The 20,490-nt window shown below is 66.9% G+C and carries 19 protein-coding genes and 1 riboswitch; of the genes, 13 read left to right on the forward strand and 6 right to left on the reverse strand.

Annotated elements, in window-relative coordinates; all coding sequences use genetic code 11:
• Positions 1 to 40: 40 nt before the first annotated feature.
• Positions 41 to 1,336: an MFS transporter gene (locus tag ACP3TD_RS19070; RefSeq protein ID WP_426764555.1), complete on the forward strand. Its 1,296-nt coding sequence runs from the start codon at positions 41 to 43 to the stop codon at positions 1,334 to 1,336.
• 75 nt (positions 1,337 to 1,411) lie between these two features.
• Here the strand turns inward: ACP3TD_RS19070 and ACP3TD_RS19075 are convergent, their stop codons facing one another.
• Together ACP3TD_RS19075 and ACP3TD_RS19080 are read right to left on the reverse strand one after the other, a co-directional pair.
• Positions 1,412 to 1,702, reverse strand: a complete 291-nt coding sequence (locus tag ACP3TD_RS19075; RefSeq protein ID WP_426764557.1) for a hypothetical protein — start codon at positions 1,700 to 1,702, stop codon at positions 1,412 to 1,414.
• A 205-nt stretch (positions 1,703 to 1,907) separates the two neighbouring features.
• Positions 1,908 to 4,109: an MMPL family transporter gene (locus tag ACP3TD_RS19080; RefSeq protein ID WP_426764559.1), complete on the reverse strand. Its 2,202-nt coding sequence runs from the start codon at positions 4,107 to 4,109 to the stop codon at positions 1,908 to 1,910.
• Between the two features lie 221 nt (positions 4,110 to 4,330).
• On the opposite strand from ACP3TD_RS19080, the gene ACP3TD_RS19085 reads away from it, so the two are divergent.
• The 5 genes from ACP3TD_RS19085 (at position 4,331) to ACP3TD_RS19105 (ending at position 9,405) form a co-directional block, all read left to right on the forward strand.
• Positions 4,331 to 4,861 carry a MarR family winged helix-turn-helix transcriptional regulator gene (locus tag ACP3TD_RS19085; RefSeq protein WP_426764561.1) on the forward strand — a complete coding sequence of 177 codons (531 nt, stop codon included), beginning with the start codon at positions 4,331 to 4,333 and terminating at the stop codon, positions 4,859 to 4,861.
• A 66-nt stretch (positions 4,862 to 4,927) separates the two neighbouring features.
• On the forward strand, positions 4,928 to 5,746 hold the full coding sequence (locus ACP3TD_RS19090) for a methyltransferase domain-containing protein (protein ID WP_426764563.1): 819 nt from the start codon (positions 4,928 to 4,930) through the stop codon (positions 5,744 to 5,746).
• A gap of 185 nt (positions 5,747 to 5,931) precedes the next feature.
• Positions 5,932 to 6,555, forward strand: a complete 624-nt coding sequence (locus ACP3TD_RS19095) for a LysE family transporter (protein WP_091723637.1) — start codon at positions 5,932 to 5,934, stop codon at positions 6,553 to 6,555.
• Between the two features lie 161 nt (positions 6,556 to 6,716).
• On the forward strand, positions 6,717 to 7,256 hold the full coding sequence (locus tag ACP3TD_RS19100; RefSeq protein WP_426764565.1) for a low molecular weight protein-tyrosine-phosphatase: 540 nt from the start codon (positions 6,717 to 6,719) through the stop codon (positions 7,254 to 7,256).
• 19 nt (positions 7,257 to 7,275) lie between these two features.
• Entirely contained in the window at positions 7,276 to 9,405 is a 2,130-nt protein-coding gene (locus tag ACP3TD_RS19105) for a chorismate-binding protein (RefSeq protein ID WP_426764567.1), read from the forward strand.
• 28 nt (positions 9,406 to 9,433) lie between these two features.
• On the opposite strand, the gene cls is transcribed toward ACP3TD_RS19105, so the two are convergent.
• Positions 9,434 to 10,873 carry a cardiolipin synthase gene (cls, locus tag ACP3TD_RS19110; protein ID WP_426767308.1) on the reverse strand — a complete coding sequence of 480 codons (1,440 nt, stop codon included), beginning with the start codon at positions 10,871 to 10,873 and terminating at the stop codon, positions 9,434 to 9,436.
• A 129-nt stretch (positions 10,874 to 11,002) separates the two neighbouring features.
• On the opposite strand from cls, the gene ACP3TD_RS19115 reads away from it, so the two are divergent.
• Both ACP3TD_RS19115 and ACP3TD_RS19120 read left to right on the forward strand, forming a co-directional pair.
• Entirely contained in the window at positions 11,003 to 11,932 is a 930-nt protein-coding gene (locus ACP3TD_RS19115) for an aminodeoxychorismate lyase (protein ID WP_426764569.1), read from the forward strand.
• A 60-nt stretch (positions 11,933 to 11,992) separates the two neighbouring features.
• Entirely contained in the window at positions 11,993 to 12,457 is a 465-nt protein-coding gene (locus ACP3TD_RS19120; RefSeq protein ID WP_426764570.1) for a pyridoxamine 5'-phosphate oxidase family protein, read from the forward strand.
• Positions 12,458 to 12,474: 17 nt separating this feature from the next.
• On the opposite strand, the gene ACP3TD_RS19125 is transcribed toward ACP3TD_RS19120, so the two are convergent.
• Complete coding sequence (locus ACP3TD_RS19125; RefSeq protein ID WP_426764572.1) at positions 12,475 to 13,179, reverse strand: TetR/AcrR family transcriptional regulator C-terminal domain-containing protein; 705 nt, start codon at positions 13,177 to 13,179, stop codon at positions 12,475 to 12,477.
• A gap of 238 nt (positions 13,180 to 13,417) precedes the next feature.
• Here ACP3TD_RS19125 and ACP3TD_RS19130 point away from each other — a divergent pair, with 238 nt between their 5' ends.
• Together ACP3TD_RS19130 and ACP3TD_RS19135 are read left to right on the forward strand one after the other, a co-directional pair.
• Complete coding sequence (locus ACP3TD_RS19130; RefSeq protein ID WP_426764574.1) at positions 13,418 to 13,672, forward strand: hypothetical protein; 255 nt, start codon at positions 13,418 to 13,420, stop codon at positions 13,670 to 13,672.
• Positions 13,673 to 13,765: 93 nt separating this feature from the next.
• Entirely contained in the window at positions 13,766 to 14,359 is a 594-nt protein-coding gene (locus ACP3TD_RS19135; protein WP_426764575.1) for a GNAT family N-acetyltransferase, read from the forward strand.
• Between the two features lie 38 nt (positions 14,360 to 14,397).
• Here ACP3TD_RS19135 and opgC read toward each other — a convergent pair whose 3' ends face one another.
• Complete coding sequence (gene opgC, locus ACP3TD_RS19140) at positions 14,398 to 16,878, reverse strand: OpgC domain-containing protein (protein WP_426764577.1); 2,481 nt, start codon at positions 16,876 to 16,878, stop codon at positions 14,398 to 14,400.
• Between the two features lie 239 nt (positions 16,879 to 17,117).
• Positions 17,118 to 17,232: riboswitch (SAM riboswitch) on the forward strand.
• A gap of 13 nt (positions 17,233 to 17,245) precedes the next feature.
• On the opposite strand from opgC, the gene ACP3TD_RS19145 reads away from it, so the two are divergent.
• The 3 genes from ACP3TD_RS19145 to ACP3TD_RS19155 are packed head-to-tail and all read left to right on the forward strand — an operon-like array spanning position 17,246 to position 19,140.
• A complete protein-coding gene (locus ACP3TD_RS19145; protein WP_426764579.1) occupies positions 17,246 to 17,524 on the forward strand; it encodes a DUF1737 domain-containing protein in 279 nt (92 codons plus the stop codon).
• Positions 17,521 to 17,931 (forward strand): rhodanese-like domain-containing protein, encoded by a 411-nt coding sequence (locus tag ACP3TD_RS19150; protein ID WP_015938794.1) that lies wholly within the window; start codon positions 17,521 to 17,523, stop codon positions 17,929 to 17,931. Before ACP3TD_RS19145 ends, ACP3TD_RS19150 begins: the two co-directional genes overlap by 4 nt.
• On the forward strand, positions 17,932 to 19,140 hold the full coding sequence (locus tag ACP3TD_RS19155) for an O-succinylhomoserine sulfhydrylase (RefSeq protein ID WP_426764581.1): 1,209 nt from the start codon (positions 17,932 to 17,934) through the stop codon (positions 19,138 to 19,140).
• 97 nt (positions 19,141 to 19,237) lie between these two features.
• On the opposite strand, the gene ACP3TD_RS19160 is transcribed toward ACP3TD_RS19155, so the two are convergent.
• Entirely contained in the window at positions 19,238 to 20,458 is a 1,221-nt protein-coding gene (locus tag ACP3TD_RS19160; RefSeq protein WP_426764583.1) for a glutamate--cysteine ligase 2, read from the reverse strand.
• Positions 20,459 to 20,490 lie beyond the last annotated feature (32 nt).

Genomic DNA, 20,490 nt, shown 5'->3' on the forward strand with positions numbered 1-20,490 from the left:
TTTTTCGAACCAACCCCAAAAACCCAGAAGGTGGCACGTTGTGACGCACTCCCCTGCAGCCCGGCCCCGTGAAGCACGCCGGCGGCTGGGCTTTGTCCTCGTCGCTGCTGCCACGGCAGCAATGATGGCCGGCGCCAGCGCCCCATCCCCCTTCTACCCCACCCTGCAGGAACAGTTGCACCTGCTGCCGGTGGCCACCACGGGGATTTTTGCCGTCTATGCCGTTGCGTTGTTGGCGGCACTGCTGGTGTTCGGATCCCTTTCGGACCATCTGGGACGCAGGCCCGTCATCAGCGGCGCTTTCATCCTGCTCGCCGGCAGCGTCACGGCATTCCTCCTTGCGGACTCGCTGGCAATGCTCCTGGTGGCACGCGTCCTGCAGGGCATCGCCAGCGGCCTCCTGCTGACCACGCTTTCTGCGGCCATTGCGGATCTCGAAGCTGAGGACGACCCCGGCTCGAGCGCGGCCTGGAACACAGTGGCGCCACTGGGCGGCCTCGCGCTGGGCGCCCTGGCGTCCGGGCTGCTGCTGGATCTGATGGCAGAGCCGCGCACCCTGGTGTTCGTCTCGCTGTCGGTCCTCTACATCGCCTTTGCCGCGCTGGTGTGGGCCGCACCGGAAACCTCACCCCGCGCGCCTGGCCTGGCGGCATCACTGAAACCGCACCTGACCCTGCCGCCGGCAGCCCGCAGCGGATTCGTCAGCGGCGCGCCGGCCGTGTTTGCCGGCTGGGCCACGGGCGGGCTGTACCTCTCGCTCGGCGCGGCGATAGTCCACACAACGTTCGGCATCCGGGAGCACCTGTGGCAGGGCATGGTGATCACCATCCTGGCCGGCGTCGGAGCCGCAGCGGCCGCTGTCCTGCACCGGTTCGGCGCCCGCACCATCACCATTTTCGGAACCACGGCCCTGGCGCTGGGGACCGCCCTCTCACTCCTGGCCATCGGGCTGGGCTCATTCGGCCTGTTCCTGGCCGCCGTGGTGGTGGCCGGAGCCGGATTCGGCACAGCCTTCATGGGCGTCATCCGGTCCATCAGCCCCCTGGTTGAGGACCACGAACGTGCCGGCACCTTCGCGTCGCTCTTCGTGGTGGCCTACACGGCCTTCGGTATTCCCGCCGTACTGGCCGGCCTGCTGGCACCTGTGCTGTCACTTCCGGTGACCACCTACGCCTACGGTGGCCTGGTAACGGTGCTGGCCACCGTGGCAGCGGTCAGCCGGGCCCGCAGCAAGGACGCCGGACAGCCCGGCGAAGCGGCCGACGGCAACGCCGCAGAGGCCCGGGGCGGGGCAGAACGCATCGGCGCCGGAGCGGCTTCGGACGCCGGGCACTAGGCCCGCCCCGGCACAACCGACGGCGGCCGGCCGGTTCGGCTGGCCGCTCGCTTGGCCGGATCAGCCGGCGGGCGCCTACCGATCGGACTCCGGACGCCCGTGCAGCGGCCCTCGCTCATCCTCCGTGGCCTGCACCTGCCCGTCGGTCAGCCCCTCCCGGACAACCTCTTCCCCGCGATCACTCCCGCTGGTGCCGGCGTCGCCGTAGTCGCCGTCGGGATACTGGCCGTCCTCAAGGTTTTCTGAGGGAACTTCGACCGCGCCGGCCTCACCGTAGTCGCCATCCATGTACTGCCCGCCTTCGCCTTCCATGCCGGGGGCAGTTCCGCCCTTCCGGGGTTCCTCATTAGCGCGGTTTTCACTCATGCGTCATCTCTCCTTCGAGTTCCGCGTCCAAGCGGGCGCATTGGCAGTTTATCGAGCCACGGAGCGCGCCAACAGGGTACGGAAACGCGCTTTTAGGGCACCTCCATCGGTCCACGCTGCCTCCCCGGATACGGCTGCTGCCGCCACCGTGGAGCGGTGGCGGCAGCGGGGCCGGACGGATTGATGGCTGGCGGAAGGCCGGCCGTCAGCGGCTGGAGACCTCCTCGAGGGGTTCGACGCCGGGCTCCCGCGGCTTCTCCGCAGGGCCGGCGCCGGCCCGGGCGAGCTTGCCGGGCCACCAGATTTTCGGACCGAGGTCATAGGCCAGGGCGGGTACCAGCAGCGAGCGCACCAGCACGGTATCCAGCAGAACGCCGAAGGCCACAATGAAGGCCAACTGCACCAGGAACATGATGGGGATGACCCCCAGGGCAGCGAAGGTTGCCGCCAGGACCACGCCGGCGGAGGTGATGACTCCGCCGGTGACACCGAGGCCGCGGAGGATGCCGGGCCGTGTTCCGTGCTTGATGGATTCTTCCCGGACGCGGCTCATCAGGAAGATGTTGTAGTCCACGCCCAGGGCCACCAGGAAGACGAACCCGAACAGCGGGACGGTGGCGTCGGCGCCCGGGAAGCCCAGGAGGTTGTTGAACACCAGCGCGGAGACGCCCATGGCGGCGGCGTAGGACAGCACCACTGAGAGGACCAGCAGCACCGGCGCCACGATGGAGCGCAGCAGCAGCATCAGGATGAAGAGGATGACCACCAGGACCACGGGGATGATGATCACCAGGTCACGCTGGGCGGTGGTGTTGGTGTCCAGCGCGGTAGCCGTGACGCCACCTACCAGGGCGCCGGAGTCAACGGCCTTCACGTCAGTCCGGAGGGACTTGACCGCTTCTTCTGCCTCGAGGGAGTCCGCTGCGGAGTTCAGGGTGGCATTGATGAGAACCTTGCCTTCGCGGACGTCCGGTTCGCTGGGCGTGCCAGGGGCTCCGGTGATGGGCACACTGCCCTGGGCCAACAGATAGGCGTCGCCCACGCCGTCGGCCTCCTTGACCGTGTCCAGGACTTCCTGCGCCTTGGCCTGGTCCGCAACCACGACGGCGGGGCTGCCGCTGCCGGCGTCGAAGTGGCGCGCCAGCGCATCCTGGCCGTCCACGGCGTTGGAGGCGGTGAGGATGACGTCGGTTTGGGGCACCCCGTTGGCCTTCAGCTGCAGGACACCTGCCGAGGCGACAACCAGGAGCAGCACGGAGCCGATCCAGATGGTCCGCGGACGGCGGGAGACCAGGGATCCGGTGGCGCGCCACAGCCCCTTCTGGCCTTCGAGCCCGGTGACCAGCTCGGGCTCGCGCTCATCGGCGGGTACCAGCTTGGGCCGGAAAGGCCAGAAAGCGGCACGGCCCAGCAAAGCCATGAGGGCGGGCAGGAGGGTCAGGGCGGCGAACAGCGAACAGACGATGCCGGCCGCGGCCACCGGGCCCAGGGCCTTGTTGGAGTTGAGGTCGGAGAACAGCAGGCACAGCAGCGCGATGATCACTGTGGCGCCGGAGGCCAAGATGGGCTCGAAGGAGGCCTTCCAGGCAGTGATTACCGCCGACGTCCGGTTGGTGGTGTGGGTGAGTGCCTCACGGAACCGCGCCACGAACAGCAGCGCATAGTCCGTTGCAGCACCGATCACCAGGATGGACAGGATGCCCTGGCTTTGGCCGTTTAGCTGGATCCAGCCGGCCTTGGCCATGCCAAACACCAGCAGAATGGCTGCGCAGAGTGCGAAGACGGAGGTCAGCAGGACCATAATGGGGAGCAGCAGGGACCGGTACACGATCAGCAGGATCACGAACACGGCAGACAGCGCCACCAGCAGCAGGATGCCGTCGATTCCGCCGAATGCGGCCGTCAGGTCCGCAGCCAAACCCGCAGGGCCGGTGACGTAGGCCTGCATCCCTTCGGGGGTGCCCTCGCCGACTGTGTCGCGGAGTTCCTTGACGGCTTCCTTGACCTCCACGCTGCCGCCGATGGGGGCCACGAACTGAACGGCCTTGCCGTCCTCGGATGGAATCGGCCCGATCACCGCGCTCCCGAGCTTCAGTTCCTCGATCTTCGTCCGCAGGCCGGCAACTTCACCGAGTTGGGCGGGAGTGAACGCCTCGGAGTTTTCGATGACGACGATTCCCGGAACCTCGTCCGAGTCGCGGAATTTCGCCTGCCAGTCCTGGGCTTCGGTGGCTTCGGCACTGGCCGGCAGGAATGACGCCTGGTCATTGGAGGAGACCTCCTCCAAGCGGCCAAACGTCGGGCCGCCAATGCCGGCAAGGCCAAGCCAGGTCAGCACCAGGATGACGGGGATGAGCCAGCGGAGCCAGAACGGGACGCGTTCCTTGGCTGCAGTCGGATGTTTCATGATGCCTTCCATGCGGGTGATCCGCGCGGGACAGAGCGGAGTAGGATTGATTCCACACTAGACTATCTCCACGATAGAGATAAGTGCCAGTCAAGCTTTTTCTGAAGAAGGCCCTGGCGGTGCTTCAACAGGCAAAGCCACGCAATGCCAAGGCAGCTGAAGTAATATCCCTCAGGGCCTGTGCGCAAAGCGGACGGCCCCGCCAACTCCAGGAGGTGACCATGAACGGCAGCAACCCGGGCAACGCCGGCCCAGCCGCGCCTGAAACACCTCGTACCGGCGGACCCCACCCCCTGGTCCGGCTGCTGCAGGACTTCACGCTGGAGGCCAACCGCTACGTGGACGCCGCCGGTGGCCGCAAGGACATGCACCGGACGGACCTGAACGCCCTGGCCGTCATCATGCGCCACACGGCGAAGGGCAACGTGGTCACACCGGGGCTCCTCCGCAAGGAACTGAACCTCAGCTCCCCCGCCACCACGGCCCTGATCGACAGGCTGGACAACTCGGGCCATGTGGTCCGCGAGCGCCACAGCTCGGACCGCCGCCAGGTCCAGCTGAAAATGACTCCCAAGGCCTTCACGGAGGGCGGTGCCATCTTCGCTCCACTCTCACGCCACATGGGACAGGCCATGGCGGAGTTCACCGACGCTGAGCTGGAGACCGTTTCGCGCTTCATGGCCGCGATGGTGGACGCCACCATTGCCGCCCGCGAGGATTCCCCCGAGCCCTCCGGCCATACCGCCACCTAGCAGACACTGCCGTTTTGACGGCCCCAACGCCAGTCCCTGCCGCCTGGTTGGGAGTAGCGTTTGTCCATGAGCGACCAGCAGCCTGAAGACGACGTCTACACGCACGGCCACCATGAGTCCGTAGTCCGGGCCCATGCCGCCAGGACCGCCGAGAATTCAGCGGCATTCGTCCTGCCGCACCTCACCCGGGGAACGGACGTGCTCGACGTCGGATGCGGGCCGGGCAGCATCACGTGCGATTTTGCCGCCGTCGTCAGCCCGGGCAAGGTCACCGGCCTGGACCGCTCACCGGACATCATCGCCCAGGCCCAGGCACTCGCCGTCGAACGCGAAGTGCCCAACGTGGAATTCGTGGCCGGCAACATCTACGACCTTGACTTTGCGGACGGGACGTTCGACGTGGTCCACGCCCACCAAGTGCTGCAGCACCTGACCGACCCCGTCGAGGCACTGCGGGAAATGCGCCGGGTGGCCAAGCCAGGCGGCATTGTTGCAGTGCGGGACGCCGACTTCCACGGGATGAGCTGGTACCCCGCCATCCCGGAGCTGGACGAATGGATGGACCTCTACCAGCTCATTGCGCGGCGGAACGGGGCCGAGCCCGACGCCGGGCGGCGCCTGGTCAGCTGGGCCCAGTCCGCGGGTTTTCACGACGTCGCCCCCACCAGCAGCAACTGGCTCTACGCCACCGGCCAGCAGCGCCGCTGGCAGGCCCGCGTCTGGGGTGAACGGGTGCTGCATTCTGCGTTCGCGGAGCAGGCCCTGGAGTACGGTTTCGCCAACCCGGCGGACCTGGCGCGGATCTCGGCCGGCTGGCACCGCTGGGGTTCTACTGACGACGGCTGGTTCCTGATTCCGAATGGGGAGGTCATCGCCCGCGCGTAGGTTGGACCGGCTTGCTGCCGGACAACTCGACTGGGACCACAGGGATCCCTTTGACCGCCTGCTGGCAGCGCAGGCCATGGTGGAGGGTTTCATCCTGGTCACGGCGGACGGGAGTTTGCAGGCCTTCAAACCGGTGGCCACATTGTGGTGACGGGCAAGCCCGCCGGCCCTCGTAAGATTGGTTAGTGCAATTTTCCCTGTGGCTGGCCCTGGCAGGCGCCGGCGCCCTCATCAGTTTCACCCCCGGTGCCGGCGCTATCAACACCATGAGCAATTCCCTGAACGCCGGCTTCCGCCGCTCCATCTGGGGAATCCTCGGCCAGCAGGCAGCGCTCGTTGTCCACGTGCTCATCGTGGCGCTGGGCGTTGGCGTTTTGGTTTCCGGGTCGCCCCTGGCCTTCAACATCATCCGGTACGCCGGGGCCGCCTACCTGGTTTACCTTGGCATCCGGCAGTTCCTGAGCAAGCCCGCCGTCCAGGAGGAGCAGGCGGCGGCGTCCACGTTCGAGCCCGCAGTGTCGATCTTCCGGCGGGGCTTCTGGGTCAACCTCCTGAACCCCAAGGCGATTGTTTTCTTCCTGGCCTTCACACCGCAGTTCATCCGGCCCGAAGAATCACTGATCACCCAGTACGCCATTCTGACTGCCACCATCGTGGCCATCGACATCCTGGTCATGTGGTTTTTCTTCGCCGCGGCCGCGCGCTCGTTCCAGCGCTTCACGCAGACCGAACGGGGCCAACTGGTCCTCAGCAAGGTGTTCGGAGTCCTGTTCGTCGGCGTGGGAATCCTCCTGGCTTTCATCCACTGATCAGTGGATCCGGCCGCCGGACGGGCGCCCCGCCGGGCGAACTGGGGCCCTCAACCCTGCCCCTTACCCATTTCCATCACCCGTCATGCATCTTTACAAATCCGTCAAATATTGTGAATCGCCGCTGGCCAACGGTGGCCAGAAAGCGCATGCTTAGACACATGAACTCAACGTCGAGCCCATACCGCGTCATTGCCGTCTGCACGGGCAATATCTGCCGCTCCCCCATGGCTGAACACATGCTCCGGGCGGCACTGGAACGCGAGGGGCTGGACGGCCTGGTGATGGTGGACTCGGCCGGCACCACCGGGTACGAGGCGGGGCGGCCCATCGATCCGCGCGCTGCCCGCCGGCTGGCCATCACGCAACTCACCACGGACTTCCATGTGGCACGGGAATGGGACCACGGGTGGTTCCGCGACCGGGACCTGATTCTCGCGCTGGACATCGACCACTACGCGTGGCTGAGCGAGGCGGCTCCGGACCGGGAGTCGCTGGAGAAGATCCGGATGCTCCGCAGCTTCGACCCCGCCATGACCGGCCGGGACCTCCTGGACCAGGGCATCGAGGATCCCTGGTACGGCGGGCACGCCGATTTCGATGCCGTCTGGCATCAGATCCACGCCGCAATGCCGGGCCTCGTCGGCCACATCCGGGCAGCAGTTGCAAGCAATGCACGCCTGGCGCGGCAGGCGCACTGAAAACGGTACGCTCTACTCCATGAGCCCAGCCCCCGTCATCATCGCCATTGACGGACGCTCGGGCGCAGGCAAGACCACCCTCGCCGTGGAACTGGCCGCGCGGCTGCGCGCCCGCCACAAGGTGTCGCTGTTCCACCTCGAGGACATCTACCCTGGCTGGAACGGCCTGGCCGCCGGCATCGAACGCTACGTCAGCACCGTCCTTGGCCCGCTCAGCCGGGGTGAGGCCGCCACCTGGACCAGCTGGGACTGGGAAAGGCACTACGACGGCGACCCCCGGGTCACGCTTCCCGCCGAGATTGTCATCGTGGAGGGAGTCGGCGCCGCGGCCGCCGCCGCGCGGCCCTTCCTGGGCGCGGTCATCTGGGCGGACTCAACGGAGGAAGTCCGCCGCACCCGGGCACTGCAGCGGGACGGCGAAACCTACGAACCCTATTGGGACCAGTGGGCCGCCCAGGAGTCCGCATGGCTGGCCGAGGACGATGTTGCCGCCGAGGCGGACCTGCACATCCGGAACGTGGCCGATGACAGCGCCCCGGAGGACGTGCTGCAGCTCCTGCCGTACCTCCCAGTGCTGGCACGCGTCCTCGCCCCCGAGCTGTCCGCCCGCCGGGGCCTGAGCCTGCGTTCGGAACGGCTCCACGCACGCCCGCAGGCCGCTGAGCTGTTCCGTGCCCTGTACGGCGCATCCGCCAACGCCGTCTGGCTCGACTCGTCCAATGCCGGGGCATCGCTCAACACTGTGCCGGCGGCGGGCGGGGACCCCGCCGATCCAACCGTCAGGATGGCCGCTGAACGCAGCCGCTTCAGCATTTTGGCGGACGACGGCGGCACGTTCGGCCAGTCCGTCACGCACCGGTCCGGAGCCAGCCACATCACCGCGGGCACGGTGACCGCCACCGTGGACGGACCGTTTTTCCGGTGGCTGGACACCGTGTGGGGCCGCCGGGCGGTCCGCGCCCCGGAGGGCTACCCCGGAGAGTTCACCCTGGGATGGCTGGGCTACCTGGGCTACGAACTGAAACGGGAGACCGGCGGCAGCGACGTTTCCGCGGCCACGCCGGACGCTGCGCTGATCTTCGCCGGACGGGCAGTGGTCCTGGACCATGCGGAAGGCACGGCATGGCTACTGGCCCTGGACGCCCCGGACGCCGCCGAATGGCTGGACACTGCACGGGCAGCCGTGCAGGCCGCAGCTGCACCCACCGGATCGGACGGACGGAACACAGCCGAACTGGCCGGCGCTGCCATTGTTGGCGGCAGCACCGGCGTCGGCGGCTCCTCAGTGCCCGTGTTCGCGAGCCGGGACAGCGGTGTAGCCTACCGGGCCAAAATTGCCGGGGCGCAGCGCGAAATCGCCGAAGGCAACACCTACGAAGTCTGCCTGACCACCACCCTCGCCGCACGCGTACCGGCCGGTTCCCTGGACCCGTGGGACACGTACCTGGCCCTGCGCCGGCGGAACCCGGCACCCTTCGCCAGCTACCTGGCGTTTGACGGGCTGGCCGTAACGAGCACGTCGCCGGAGCGTTTCCTGCGGATAGCGGCCGACGGCGGGATGCGCGCCGAGCCGATCAAGGGAACCCGCGGCCGGGCTGCTGACGCCGCTGAGGATGCCGCCCTCCGCGCGGAACTTGCCACCTCGCTGAAGGACCGGGCCGAAAACATCATGATTGTGGACCTGCTGAGGAACGACCTCAGCCATTTCGCGGTCCCCGGTTCCGTGACGGTGAGCCGGCTGTGTGCCATCGAAAGCTATGCCACCGTGCACCAGATGGTGAGCACCATCGACGCCACCCTGCCGCCGGGATCCCCACGGGCCGAAGCCGTGGCCGCGTGCTTCCCTGCCGGTTCGATGACCGGGGCACCGAAGATCAGCACCATGGCCATCCTTGACCGGCTGGAAGCCGGCCCCCGCGGCATCTATTCGGGTGCTATCGGATACTTTTCGCTGAACGGTGCCACGGACCTGGCAGTCGCCATCAGGACCCTGGTGATCCGTGCGGACGGCGACGGTACGGCGGAACTGACCCTCGGCGTCGGCGGCGCCATCACGTCCGACTCCGTGCCGGACGCGGAATACGACGAAATCCGCACCAAGGCCTACGGCGTGCTCTCAACCCTCGGCGCGGAATTCCCCAACCCCTAAAGCACCGGGCGGAGCTGGCTGGCCGGCTTTATTGGACGGTTGCCGTCAGCCTCGCCACGTTGTCCACATAGCGTGCGGCGAGCGGCCGGTTCAACCAGTCCGACAGCCGCAGCTCGTGGGAGATGTCGCGGTACGTGTTCTCCACCGCGCGCATCTTGGTCACGATGTCCGCGCCGAGCAGCATGACGGACACCTCAAGGTTCAGGGAGAACGAGCGCATATCCATGTTGCTCGAGCCCAGGACTGCCACCTCGTCGTCGATGGTGAAGTGCTTGGCGTGCAGCACGAACGGCGCCTTGTACAGGAAGATCCGTACGCCGGCCTCGAGCAGCGCCTCGTAGTAGGACTGCTGGGCGTGGTGGACCAGGAACTGGTCGCCCTTTTCGGAAACGAACAGTTCAACGTCCACGCCGCGCTGGGCTGCCGTGGTGATGGCGTACAGCAGGGAGTCATCCGGGACGAAGTACGGGCTGCAGATGGAAATCCGGTGCTGCGCCGAGTAGATCAGGGTGTTGAACAGCCGCAGGTTGTTCTCCGTGATGAATCCCGGGCCGCTGGGCACCACCTGGGCGGTGACGTGCCCCCGAGCCGTATCCACCGGAAGCTGCAGTTGGTGCTCCAGCGACTCGTCGGTTTCGCTGAGCCAGTCGGTGGCGAAGACGACGTTCAGGGTGGTCACGATCGGTCCGCGGAGGCAGGCCATCAGCTCAACCCATTCGCGGCCTGCCTTCCGGTGGCGGGGGTTGTTGTAGGAGGGCTCAATGAGGTTCTGCGACCCGGTGAAGGCCAGCTCACCATCCACCACCATGATCTTGCGGTGGTTCCGGAGGTCCGGCCTGCGCCACTGCCCGTGAATGGGCAGCAGCGGCAGCATGCGCTTCCACTGGATCTTGCCGGCTCTAAGGCGCTTGAGGAGGTTTTTGTAGCCCTTGACCCGCAGGGTGCCGATGTGGTCAAAGAGAACCCGCACCTCGACGCCGCGTTCGGCGGCTTCCTCGAGGGCGGTCAGGAGGTCATCGGTGATGTGGTCGGTGCTCATGATGTAGAACTCGGCGTTGACGAACTTCTTCGCCTTCCGCACCGCCTCGGTCATGGCAAGGATCGAGTCCGGGTAACCGGGGATGAGGTCCACCGTGTTGCCGTCCACCATGGGCAGCGAACCCAGCCGGCGGTTCAGTTCCCCGGCCGACTTCACCCACTCAGGGCCCTCATAGTCGCTCTCGGCGTCCGAGAGGGCCGTGATGCCCGCCTGCACCCTCTCGTTGACCTGCTGCTGCTGCTCGCGGCGCCGGCTGGACAGCCGGAAGTTGCCGAAAAGCAGGAAGAGGACGATCCCCACGAAAGGCACGAAGAAGATGCCCAGCAGCCAGGCCATGGCCGTGGTGGGGCGCCGGTTGCCCGGGATGATTCCCAACGCCAGGATCCTGATGGCGAGGTCTGCCACGCCAAGGATCACCACTACCCACATCGGCGCAGTGCCGGCAAGCGAAAATGGCCACAACACGAGATAACCCCCGGAAGATGAGCTCCCGGCGGACGGGTTCCGTCCGGGCACTCCGCCCAGCTTATCCGCGCGGTACCGCACTAAGCTGGAGCCATGACCTCTCCCGCCCCCGTGGTACTCGTTTTCCTTGATCCCGCCTACCCCGATGGCCGGCTGGCCGATGCCTCCCAGCCGCAGCTGATGGTCACGGACCAGGGGGCCACCCGGGGGGACGGCATCTTCGAAACGATGCTCGCCGTGCGGGGCTCAGTCCGGAAGATCCAAGCCCACCTGGACCGCCTGGGCGGCTCCGCCGAAGCGCTGGACCTCAGCATCCCGGGGCAGGATGAGTGGCGGCGGGCCATCGCTGCCGCCATTGCCGAGCACCACGCACAGCGCCCGGCCCCCACGCCAGGCGACGACGAGCTGGTGGTCAAACTGGTGGTCACCCGCGGCGTGGAGGGCGCGGCCTCCCCCACCGCCTGGGTGCAGGTCTCCGCCGCGCCGGCAGCCGGCCGCCGCCAGCGCGAAACGGGCATCGACGTCATCCTCCTTGACCGCGGTTACGACAGTGACGTTGCCGAGCGCGCACCGTGGCTGCTCATGGGTGCCAAGACGCTCTCCTATGCCGTCAACATGGCCGCACTGCGCCATGCCCGCAAACAGGGCGCCGACGACGTCATCTTCCTGTCCTCCGATGGTCGCGTGCTTGAAGGCCCCACGTCCACGGTGCTGCTGGCCCATGTGGAAAAGTCCGGCGACGGCACCACCGTCAAGCGCCTCATCACCCCGCAGCTGGACAGCGGCATTCTCCCCGGAACATCCCAGGGCGCCCTGTTCACCGCGGCCAAGGCAGCGGGCTGGGAACTGGGCTACGGCCCCCTGGAACCGCAGGACCTGCTGGATGCCGACGCGGTGTGGCTGATTTCCAGTGTCCGCCTGCTCGCCCCCGTTAACACCATCGACGGCAAACAGATTGGCACCCCGTCGCTGCAGAAGGAACTGACGGCCGAGCTCACCGGGCTTTACGCCGGAATCGAATAGCACTGAAACAAGAGGTGAAGTCCCTTTTCCGCGTCCCGCTTCGCCCGTAAGGTGTGGACCATGGACTCGCTCAAGCTGCCAATCGAAAACCTTTCCTTTGACGACTGCTGGGAACTCCTGGCTGACGACACACTGGGCAGGCTCGCCATCGTCGTCGACGGCCACCCCGAGGTATTTCCCGTTAATTTCGTTGTCAACCGCCGGAGCATCGCCTTCCGAACCGCGGCCGGTTCAAAGCTGTGGGGCGCCATGATGGAACGCCCGGCGGCCCTGGAGATCGACGGCTACGACCCCGCCAGCGAGCTTGCGTGGAGTGTGGTGGTGCGCGGCGATACCCAGATCATTGAGGACCAGAGCGAAATGGACGCCGTGGACAGCCTGGGGCTGGAACCCTGGCAGCCCGGCGAAAAATCGAACTACATCCGGCTGAACGCCAAGGCCCTCACCGGCCGGCGGTTCCAGGTGAACCGGCCGGACGTCTGGAATACCCGGCTTCAGGACCGGCGGCGGGCTTCGTTCGAGTAGGTTCCGCCGGCCGGCAGTCAGGCCGTAGGCTGTACCGACAGTTCTGCTTCCAGGCCGGTCAAAAGGATGTTGAGTCCCCTGTCCAGTTCCTCGGAACCGTCGTAGTCTGCCAATGCGGGGGCCAGGGCGCGGAGCCGGGGAAATTCCTTGGCCGGAAGGCGGTGCAATCCAAGTCGGAGCAGCACCTCGTTCTCCTCCGGATCCACCACGAATTCCTGCAGCTCATTGAGGATGTGTCCGTAGAGGAAGCCGTAGTAGGCCCTGTAGACGTGCAGGGCCCCGGCCGGCGCAAATCCCGCCTGGATCAGCAGTGAAAGGATTTGCTCCAGTGGCCGGAGCGTGCCCAAGGGCCGCAGGCCCAACGGCGTGGACAGCGGCCTGGTAACCAGGAGCGGCACCACGTTGGGGTGCTCAAGGGCCAGGCGGCGCAGGCCGTGCGCAATGTGGCGGAGTTGCGCTTTCCAATCGGGATCGTCCGGCTGAACGGGGAGTTCGTCAAGAACCCGTTCTGCCACGCCGTCCAGCAGCGCCGCACGGTTTTCCGCATACCGGTACAGGCTCATGGGATCCCGGTCCAGCGCCTGGCCCAGGCGCCGCATGGTGAGGGCGTCAACGCCGCCGGAATCCACTAGTTCCAAGGCTTTGGCAAGGACAGTTTCCCTGCTGAGGGGTGTTTTGCGCCGCGCCTGAACGCTGGCTTCGCGAGATTCGGGGGAATCCATGGTTCCATCCTTGGGTCTGGAACGCCCGGACCCGGCGGCTGCGGCACCTGGCAACTGGGGGCATTGCTTCTCTTGTAGTCTACGAGTAAAGTCTACATTGTAGATAAGGCAGTTAGTCCGCCTGAGAGTCCCCAAATTTTCAAGGGGTCAAGTCACACTCCATCGCCCCGTGCAGGGCGTGGAGGCCCGCCGCTATAGCCGAATGGCGACACCACGCACTTAGCGAAGGGAAGCCGTCATGGCCAATTCGCAGTTTGATCTGTTCCTCCAGGAAGCCACCTACCTCGACGACTCCACAGAACATGGCCTCAACCGTGACCGCCTGTTCGGGCTCTACACCAGCTGGTGCTTCATCAACGAGCACTCCCCGGGCGCGGAACCGCAGTTCTGGTCAGCCATGAAGCACCGGGTCAACCCGCGGCACAACCGCCTGCGGATGAAGGGACCGGCTGCAGCCGACTACATCGTCGCCAGCTACCCCGGCCTCATCTAAGACGAATCAAATGCTGTGGCACCACGCGTGCCACAGCATTTTTCATGGGGTGCGGGCTGCAGGTATTGCCGCACTGCACGGCACAATCGAAGGATGAACAACCCACGCCCCGCACCCGTCGCCGAGCCAGAAGAACTGCTCCACGGCGTGGGCATCCGGCTGCTCCACGGAGATGACGGGCACGCCCTCGCAGAGGCGTACACCCGGAACCGGCAACACCTGGCGCCGTGGGAACCCTACCGGTCGGACGCGTTCTATACCGCCCCGCTTCAGCGGGAACTGATCCGGACCAGGCGTGAGCAGCTGGTATTGGGCACGGAAGTTCCCTGGGTTCTCGTCGAGGATTCCGGCAGCGCATCGGCGGGCCGGCGGATCGTCGGAGCCATCACTCTCACCGGAATCGTCCGGTGCCCGTTCCTCAGCGCCAACCTTGGTTACTGGGTGGACCACGGCCTCCTGGGGCGGGGCGTTGGCACGGCCGCTGTCCGCTTCGCGGCCGGCTACGCGCAGAGGGAGCTTGGCCTCCACCGCCTCCAGGCCGCAACCCTGCTGCACAACGCGGCGTCGCGGCGGATCCTGGGCAGGGCAGGGTTCCGTGAAATCGGAGTTGCCCCGGAGTACCTGCAGATCGCCGGAACATGGCAGGACCACCTGCTGCACCAGCTCATCCTGCCGCACGGACAGTAGCCCCCAGGGGTGCCACCCCCGGCTCCCGAAGGCGGCGGCTACGTTGGAATGATCTTGAAGAGGAACTTCGTCCGGACCATCGCCCACAGGAGCCCGAGGACTACGGCGTAGGCTGCGGTGTTGAGCAGCACGTTCTCCTGCTGCAGTGGAGGGATGTTGGCCACCACGGCGATCAGCACCACATGCATGATGAACACGTAGAGGGTGGCCCGCCCCAAGGGGATCAGGAACCACCCCAGCACCCGCTCGATGGGCTTCCAGTAAACCGTCAGCAGCGCGTAGGCGGCCACCACCAGGATCAGTACGTTGAGCAGCCGGCCCGGAGCCAGGTAGGTGCGGGCAAACAGTGCGTCGTACATGGCCCGGTATGTCGTGTCCGGAATAAGGGCCAGGCGGACGTCGAAGCCATTGGCCAGGTAGGGGTTGCCCCAGGACAGGAAAGCGAACAGCAGCGCGACGGCGGTGCATGCCACTACCAGCCACGTCCTGGCAGACAGCCACGCCACGATGGTCCGCCGGTGGTAGCCCGCCACGAGCCCGATGACGAACAGCACCTGCCAGACAAGCAGCGGGAACGAATCCTCGAACTGCGACGGCAAGAGCCTGAATCGGGTGATGGAGCCGACCGCGTAGAGCCCCAGCGTTGCGGCCAGCACCCAGACGGCCTTGCCGCGGCTGAGCGCTGCGAGGATCAGCGGGCTGACCAGCAGCAGCACCACGTACAGGCCCATGACGTTGAACTGCCAAGGGCCGAACTGCAGCAGGAAGACGGCAGGAAGGATTTGTGGCGGAACCGGGAACTGGAAGAGGGATTCCATCCCCGCGTACAGATCGTAGGTGCGGCCGGCGCCCTGGTGGCCGGCCCCGCCGGTTCCCTGGTCCACGAACGTGGTGAGCGCCTCGGTCCGGAAAATGGGGAGGAGCGAGACCAGGAAGACGCCGATCAGGACCACCAGCGCCGTCAGGTACAGCTTGCCGGCCCGGCGGGACGTCAGGTCCAACACCGTGCCAAAGTCTTCGCGAACCCTGGGGCCGTAGACCATGCCCACCACCAGGCCGGAGAACAGCACGAACAGTTCGGCGCCGCTGACGAAGCCCACTGCCTCCTGGGTCAGCAGCTGGAACAGCGATGTCATGCCCAGGTGGTTGACCACCACGAAGACGATGGCCACGCCGCGAAGCAGGTCCACCCGGGAATCCCGCTTGGACGGGTCGGCGTAGCCCCAGGCAGTAGCGGCGTTCACCCTGCGGGGAACCTGCCACAGTGCCACCAGCAGGAGGATCAGCGCCACGCCCACTGTCCAGGCTGCCGCGCCCGTCAGGGTGTTGGCCCGTACATAGCTGCCGCCGGCGCCAACTTCCGTGACGGGGCCTGTCACCATTGACGAATCCTTCAGCCGCGCGTGGGCAGCTTCGGCCACGGCGGAGTTGCCGGTCAGCAGCCAGCTGATGCCCGCCACGCCGGCATCCCTGGTGCTGGTCCGTTCGTCCCACATCACCAGCGCAGTCTTCTGGAACTCGGCGGACGTGGCGGCCCCCACCACCTGGTCGAACCAGCCGGCCTTGACGTCCACCTCGGACGCGCCCCCGGAGGACGGGCTGTAGAACGCGGCGGTCTGCAGCACGCACGGCTTGCCACGCCCGGCTGAATAGTCTCTGTAGAAGTTTTCCCCGCCGGAGGCCGTAAGCATCTCCTGGAGCTCGCCCGCGCGTGGCACCGTGTTCACCGCCGCCCCGCCGGCCGTATCGTCGTGGAAGGCGGTCAGGCCCACCCAGTCCACGGCGTCATCGCCGGGATAGTAGGGTCCGTAGGCGCTGTCCGCCCCATCCCAGGTTCCGTCACCGTTGGTGTCGAGCAACGCGAAACCCTCGCTGCCGGGCGCTGGCGCGTTCCGGCTCCGGGCGAAGGGATAGTCCTTGCCAAGGTACGGCTCCCACACCATCAGCGGACCGTCGTCGGACTTCTTGAACGCCGCGGACACCGCACGGAAGGCATTCCGGTACGCGCCGGGTTGCTGGCCCCATTCCACCCAGCTGGCATTCATATCCGGGGCAAATCGAATGAGCACCTGCCCGGTAAAGCCAGACGCCAGCCGACGCACTTCGCGGGCAAAGGACGCCGCCGCAGCGTCATCAATCTGGTCGAGGGGCACGCTGGGCTTCACGGTGAACATCGCATGCGAACCCTGCAGTGATGCCTGCTCCAGGAAGCCCCGGAGGTTGCCCTGCTCCGACGCGCGGTACGGCAGGGCGAGGTCGTGCCCGTAGACGGCCGGAGATGCGCCAAGCCGTTCGGCGAAACCGGCAGCGGAATCCTCACCCCATTCCAGCATTGCCCCGAGCAGGGGCTTTCCCTCGTCCGGGCTGAGGTCAGCGGCGCGGGCGGCACCTGCAGGCAGCACCACGGCACACGCTGCCAGAAGGACAGCGGCAAGGAACGTCCACACCCTCAACGCGCCCGCGCGGAACCGACGGACCGAAGGCTTGGTGCGTCGTCGCGCGGATGGACGCGTGCTCATGGAAACCCCCGGTGCCAAAGACCTGATGGGGCAGCGGCCCCACCTGTACTTTATCGGTCGCGGCCCGCCGGGAAAGCATGCAGGAAGCAGCGTAAAACCCGCCCACCTGCGGCAATGCCGACGTCGGGCGCTGCCCCGAAAGCGCTCCGCACCCCCGTGACCCTGTGTTTCCGGTTCAGTTACGGAAGATGACGACGGCGGCGGTGCGGCTCCCGGCGGCAGGTGTTACGTTTTTGGGGAGTAATGAGTACCGGCGCCAAGCCCTGACTGGCCGGTCGGCAACCCTCCTTCCACGGCGGGGTGCCTCAGGTGAATACTCGGCATATCGACCGATTCGAGCTGCAAGCGTGAGAGAAGGAGATCCGTCATGTCTGACGCACCTGTCCCCGAAGAGAAACTGTCCTACCGCCTGATCAGCGGCCCGGACGACCGCGCTTTTTGTGAGCGGATCTCGGCCGCCCTGGCGGAAGGGTACGTGCTGCACGGCAGCCCGGCCGCGACCTTCAACGGCAGCAGCGTCATCGTGGCCCAGGCCGTGGTGCTCCCCGCAGCCATCGCCTCCGCTGATGCCGCCGTCGCCACCGCCGTGGACCACCTGGAATCCGCCGCTGACGAACCCGAGTTCGACGGCGAGGGCCACGCATGAGCTACGCAGGAGACCTGACACCCCAGGAGGCCTGGGCCAAGCTGGAGCAGGGCGCCATCCTGGTGGATGTCCGCACCGAGGGCGAATGGGCGCATATCGGCATCCCGGACACCAAGGCCACGGACAACGATCCCCTGTTCATCCAGTGGACGTTCCCGGGCGGCATTCCCAACCCGGAATTCATTACCGACCTTGAGCAGCAGGGCCCGGAGAACCGCAGCACCGAGCTGCTGTTCCTGTGCCGCTCCGGGCAGCGCTCCATCGCGGCGGCAACGGCCGCAACCCAGGCGGGTTTCACCTCCTACAACGTCTTGGAAGGCTTCGAAGGCGAACCGGACCGTTACGGCGAACGCACCGTCAACGGATGGAAGAACCGCGGCCTGCCCACCAACCTCGGAAAGAACTAAGTGACCTTCAACGAAGACGCCGCCGGCTGGAGCCCTGACACCCAGGCCGTCCGCGGCGGGCTGGACCGCACCAACTTCCAGGAAACATCCGAGGCGATTTTCCTCAACTCCGGGTTCGTCTACGAATCCGCTGCCGCTGCCGAACGCGCCTTCACCGGGGAGGACGAACGCTTCGTCTACTCCCGCTACGGCAACCCCTCGGTGGCCACGTTCCAGGAACGGCTCCGCCTGCTGGAGGGCACCGAGGCATGCTTTGCCACCGCGTCCGGCATGTCCGCCGTCTTCACTGCCCTCGGTGCGCTGCTGGCTGCCGGGGACCGCGTGGTGGCTGCCCGCTCACTGTTCGGGTCCTGCTTTGTGATCCTCAACGAGATCCTGCCGCGGTGGGGCGTGGAGACCGTGTTCGTCGACGGCCCGGACCTGGAGCAGTGGCGGTCCGCTCTGTCCGAGCCCACCACCGCTGTCTTCTTCGAATCCCCGTCCAATCCCATGCAGGAGATCGTGGACATCGCCGCGGTCAGCGAACTGGCGCACGCGGCGGGCGCCACAGTGGTGGTGGACAACGTCTTCGCCACTCCCCTGTTGCAGCGCTGCGGCCAGCTCGGCGCGGATGTGGTGGTGTACTCCGGCACCAAGCACATTGATGGCCAGGGCCGGGTGCTGGGCGGCGCCATCCTGGGCACCAAGGAATTCATTGACGGTCCCGTGAAGCAGCTGATGCGCCACACCGGGCCCGCCCTGTCCGCCTTCAACGCCTGGGTGCTCACCAAGGGCCTGGAGACCATGGGCCTGCGCGTCAGCCACTCCTCGGCCACTGCCCTGCGGCTCGCCGAGTGGCTGGAGCAGCAGCCCGCCGTCAGCTGGGTGAAGTACCCGCTCCTGAAGTCCCACCCGCAGTATGGGCTCGCGGCCAAGCAGATGAAGGCCGGCGGCACGGTGCTCACGCTCGAACTGGCGCCGTCCGGCGGCCGCACGGGCAAGGAGGCCGCGTTCGCACTGTTGGACGCGCTGCGGGTTATCGACATCTCCAACAACCTGGGCGATTCCAAGTCCCTTATCACGCACCCGGCCACCACCACGCACCGGGCCATGGGTCCGGAGGGCAGGGCTGCGATTGGCCTGACCGATGGCGTGGTGCGCCTGTCCGTTGGGCTGGAGGACGCCGAGGACCTCATCGGCGACCTGGAACAGGCCCTCAAGCAGATCTAGGGTGCTTCCGCTGCGGCGGCGCTGATCCGGACACGGGCGGCGTCGCCGGCGGTGTGCCCTGCCTGGTTTTTGATGGCGGCCCGCCCGGCAGTGCGGTCTAGGACTGCCGCACCCGCAGCAGTTCGGGAACGGTGTCCACTTCCGAAGGATCCAGGGTGTCGCGCATGGTCACCCTGACCGCGTGCTTCACCACTGCGCCGAAGCCGAAGTCCTCGGGCTGGCCTGCCAGTGCCTTTTCCCGCACCTGGCGTTGCTCCGCCGAGCCCGTGCCGCGGGCAATGATGTCCTCCACGCCCTGCCGGGCCAGTGTCAGCTCGCCCTGCTCGTCCAGCACCGGCGCCAGGTAATCCACCAGCGACCGGACCACGTCCGCGGCGCGGGCCGGTCGGAAGTTGCCAAAGTCCAGCAGCTCGCCCGTGAGCCCGGAGTTGCTGGCCTGCCACGACGCCATCCGCAGCAGGACCGTGGGGACGGGCGCCGGGTCCACTCCATCGCGCCACTCCCTGCTGGCCGACTCCACCAGCGCCCGCACCAGGCAGGCGATCAGTGCGGCGTCGTCGGCGCGCAGGCACACGTCCGCCACCCGGACCTCTACCGTGGGGTGGTTCCGTGAGAGCCTCGCGTCAAAGTACAGCATGCCTTCGTCCAGCATCACGCCGCTGTCCAGGAGCCGCGTCACCACCCGGCGGTACGCGGCGTAGGTACCATAGACGGCCGCGGGCCCGGACGTTGGCCACCGGTTCCAGGCCTGGGTCCGGTAGCTTTCGAAGCCCGTGGGCAGCCCGTTCCAGAACGGCGAGTTGGCACTGAGCGCCGTCAGTACCGCCAGCTTGTCCCTGATCCGGTCGAGCACCGCCACGCCCTCTTCCGGCGACTCGATGTACGTGTGGACGTGGAAACCGCAGGTCAGCTGCTCCTGGGCGGTGAGCCCGAAACGCTCCAGCATCTTGGCGTACCGGGGATCGGGCGTGGTGTGGCTGGTGGACCCCAGCGGGGAGGTGGCGAGCGCCGCAACCCGGGCATGGTGCTTCTGCGCCGCCTGGTCGGCGAGGGACCGCCCGGCACGGATCTGGTCCAGCAGCGTTCCGTAGTCCAGGCACGGCCGGGTCTGCGTCTCAATCTGCTCAAGCTTCAGCTCGGCACTCAGGCCCATGCCGTCGTCGTCCGCTTTGTCCTTGGCGGCCGGCGCCTCCGGAAGCTGCGGCAAATCATCTGCCGCCACGTGCCGCCCGGACAGGAGCGCGTCAGCAAGGGCGAGCGGTTCGCCGGACTCCGGATCAACAATCAGGAGCTCTTCCTCAACGCCAAAAGTACGCATAGTCACATTCTGCGGCAGGGGCGGGACGTTTG

Source organism: Pseudarthrobacter sp. 1G09, from assembly GCF_050038305.1.
GTDB lineage: Bacteria > Actinomycetota > Actinomycetes > Actinomycetales > Micrococcaceae > Arthrobacter > Arthrobacter equi.

What these genes read in the sequence shown, in the direction of transcription:
- ACP3TD_RS19075 (WP_426764557.1), bottom strand. Translation starts at nt 1,702, where the DNA reads ATGAGTGAAAACCGCGCTAATGAGGAACCCCGGAAGGGCGGAACTGCC.
- ACP3TD_RS19080 (WP_426764559.1), bottom strand. Translation starts at nt 4,109, where the DNA reads ATGAAACATCCGACTGCAGCCAAGGAACGCGTCCCGTTCTGGCTCCGC.
- ACP3TD_RS19085 (WP_426764561.1), top strand. Translation starts at nt 4,331, where the DNA reads ATGAACGGCAGCAACCCGGGCAACGCCGGCCCAGCCGCGCCTGAAACA.
- ACP3TD_RS19090 (WP_426764563.1), top strand. Translation starts at nt 4,928, where the DNA reads ATGAGCGACCAGCAGCCTGAAGACGACGTCTACACGCACGGCCACCAT.
- ACP3TD_RS19100 (WP_426764565.1), top strand. Translation starts at nt 6,717, where the DNA reads ATGAACTCAACGTCGAGCCCATACCGCGTCATTGCCGTCTGCACGGGC.
- ACP3TD_RS19105 (WP_426764567.1), top strand. Translation starts at nt 7,276, where the DNA reads ATGAGCCCAGCCCCCGTCATCATCGCCATTGACGGACGCTCGGGCGCA.
- cls (WP_426767308.1), bottom strand. Translation starts at nt 10,873, where the DNA reads ATGTGGGTAGTGGTGATCCTTGGCGTGGCAGACCTCGCCATCAGGATC.
- ACP3TD_RS19115 (WP_426764569.1), top strand. Translation starts at nt 11,003, where the DNA reads ATGACCTCTCCCGCCCCCGTGGTACTCGTTTTCCTTGATCCCGCCTAC.
- ACP3TD_RS19120 (WP_426764570.1), top strand. Translation starts at nt 11,993, where the DNA reads ATGGACTCGCTCAAGCTGCCAATCGAAAACCTTTCCTTTGACGACTGC.
- ACP3TD_RS19125 (WP_426764572.1), bottom strand. Translation starts at nt 13,179, where the DNA reads ATGGATTCCCCCGAATCTCGCGAAGCCAGCGTTCAGGCGCGGCGCAAA.
- ACP3TD_RS19130 (WP_426764574.1), top strand. Translation starts at nt 13,418, where the DNA reads ATGGCCAATTCGCAGTTTGATCTGTTCCTCCAGGAAGCCACCTACCTC.
- ACP3TD_RS19135 (WP_426764575.1), top strand. Translation starts at nt 13,766, where the DNA reads ATGAACAACCCACGCCCCGCACCCGTCGCCGAGCCAGAAGAACTGCTC.
- opgC (WP_426764577.1), bottom strand. Translation starts at nt 16,878, where the DNA reads ATGAGCACGCGTCCATCCGCGCGACGACGCACCAAGCCTTCGGTCCGT.
- ACP3TD_RS19145 (WP_426764579.1), top strand. Translation starts at nt 17,246, where the DNA reads ATGTCTGACGCACCTGTCCCCGAAGAGAAACTGTCCTACCGCCTGATC.
- ACP3TD_RS19150 (WP_015938794.1), top strand. Translation starts at nt 17,521, where the DNA reads ATGAGCTACGCAGGAGACCTGACACCCCAGGAGGCCTGGGCCAAGCTG.
- ACP3TD_RS19160 (WP_426764583.1), bottom strand. Translation starts at nt 20,458, where the DNA reads ATGCGTACTTTTGGCGTTGAGGAAGAGCTCCTGATTGTTGATCCGGAG.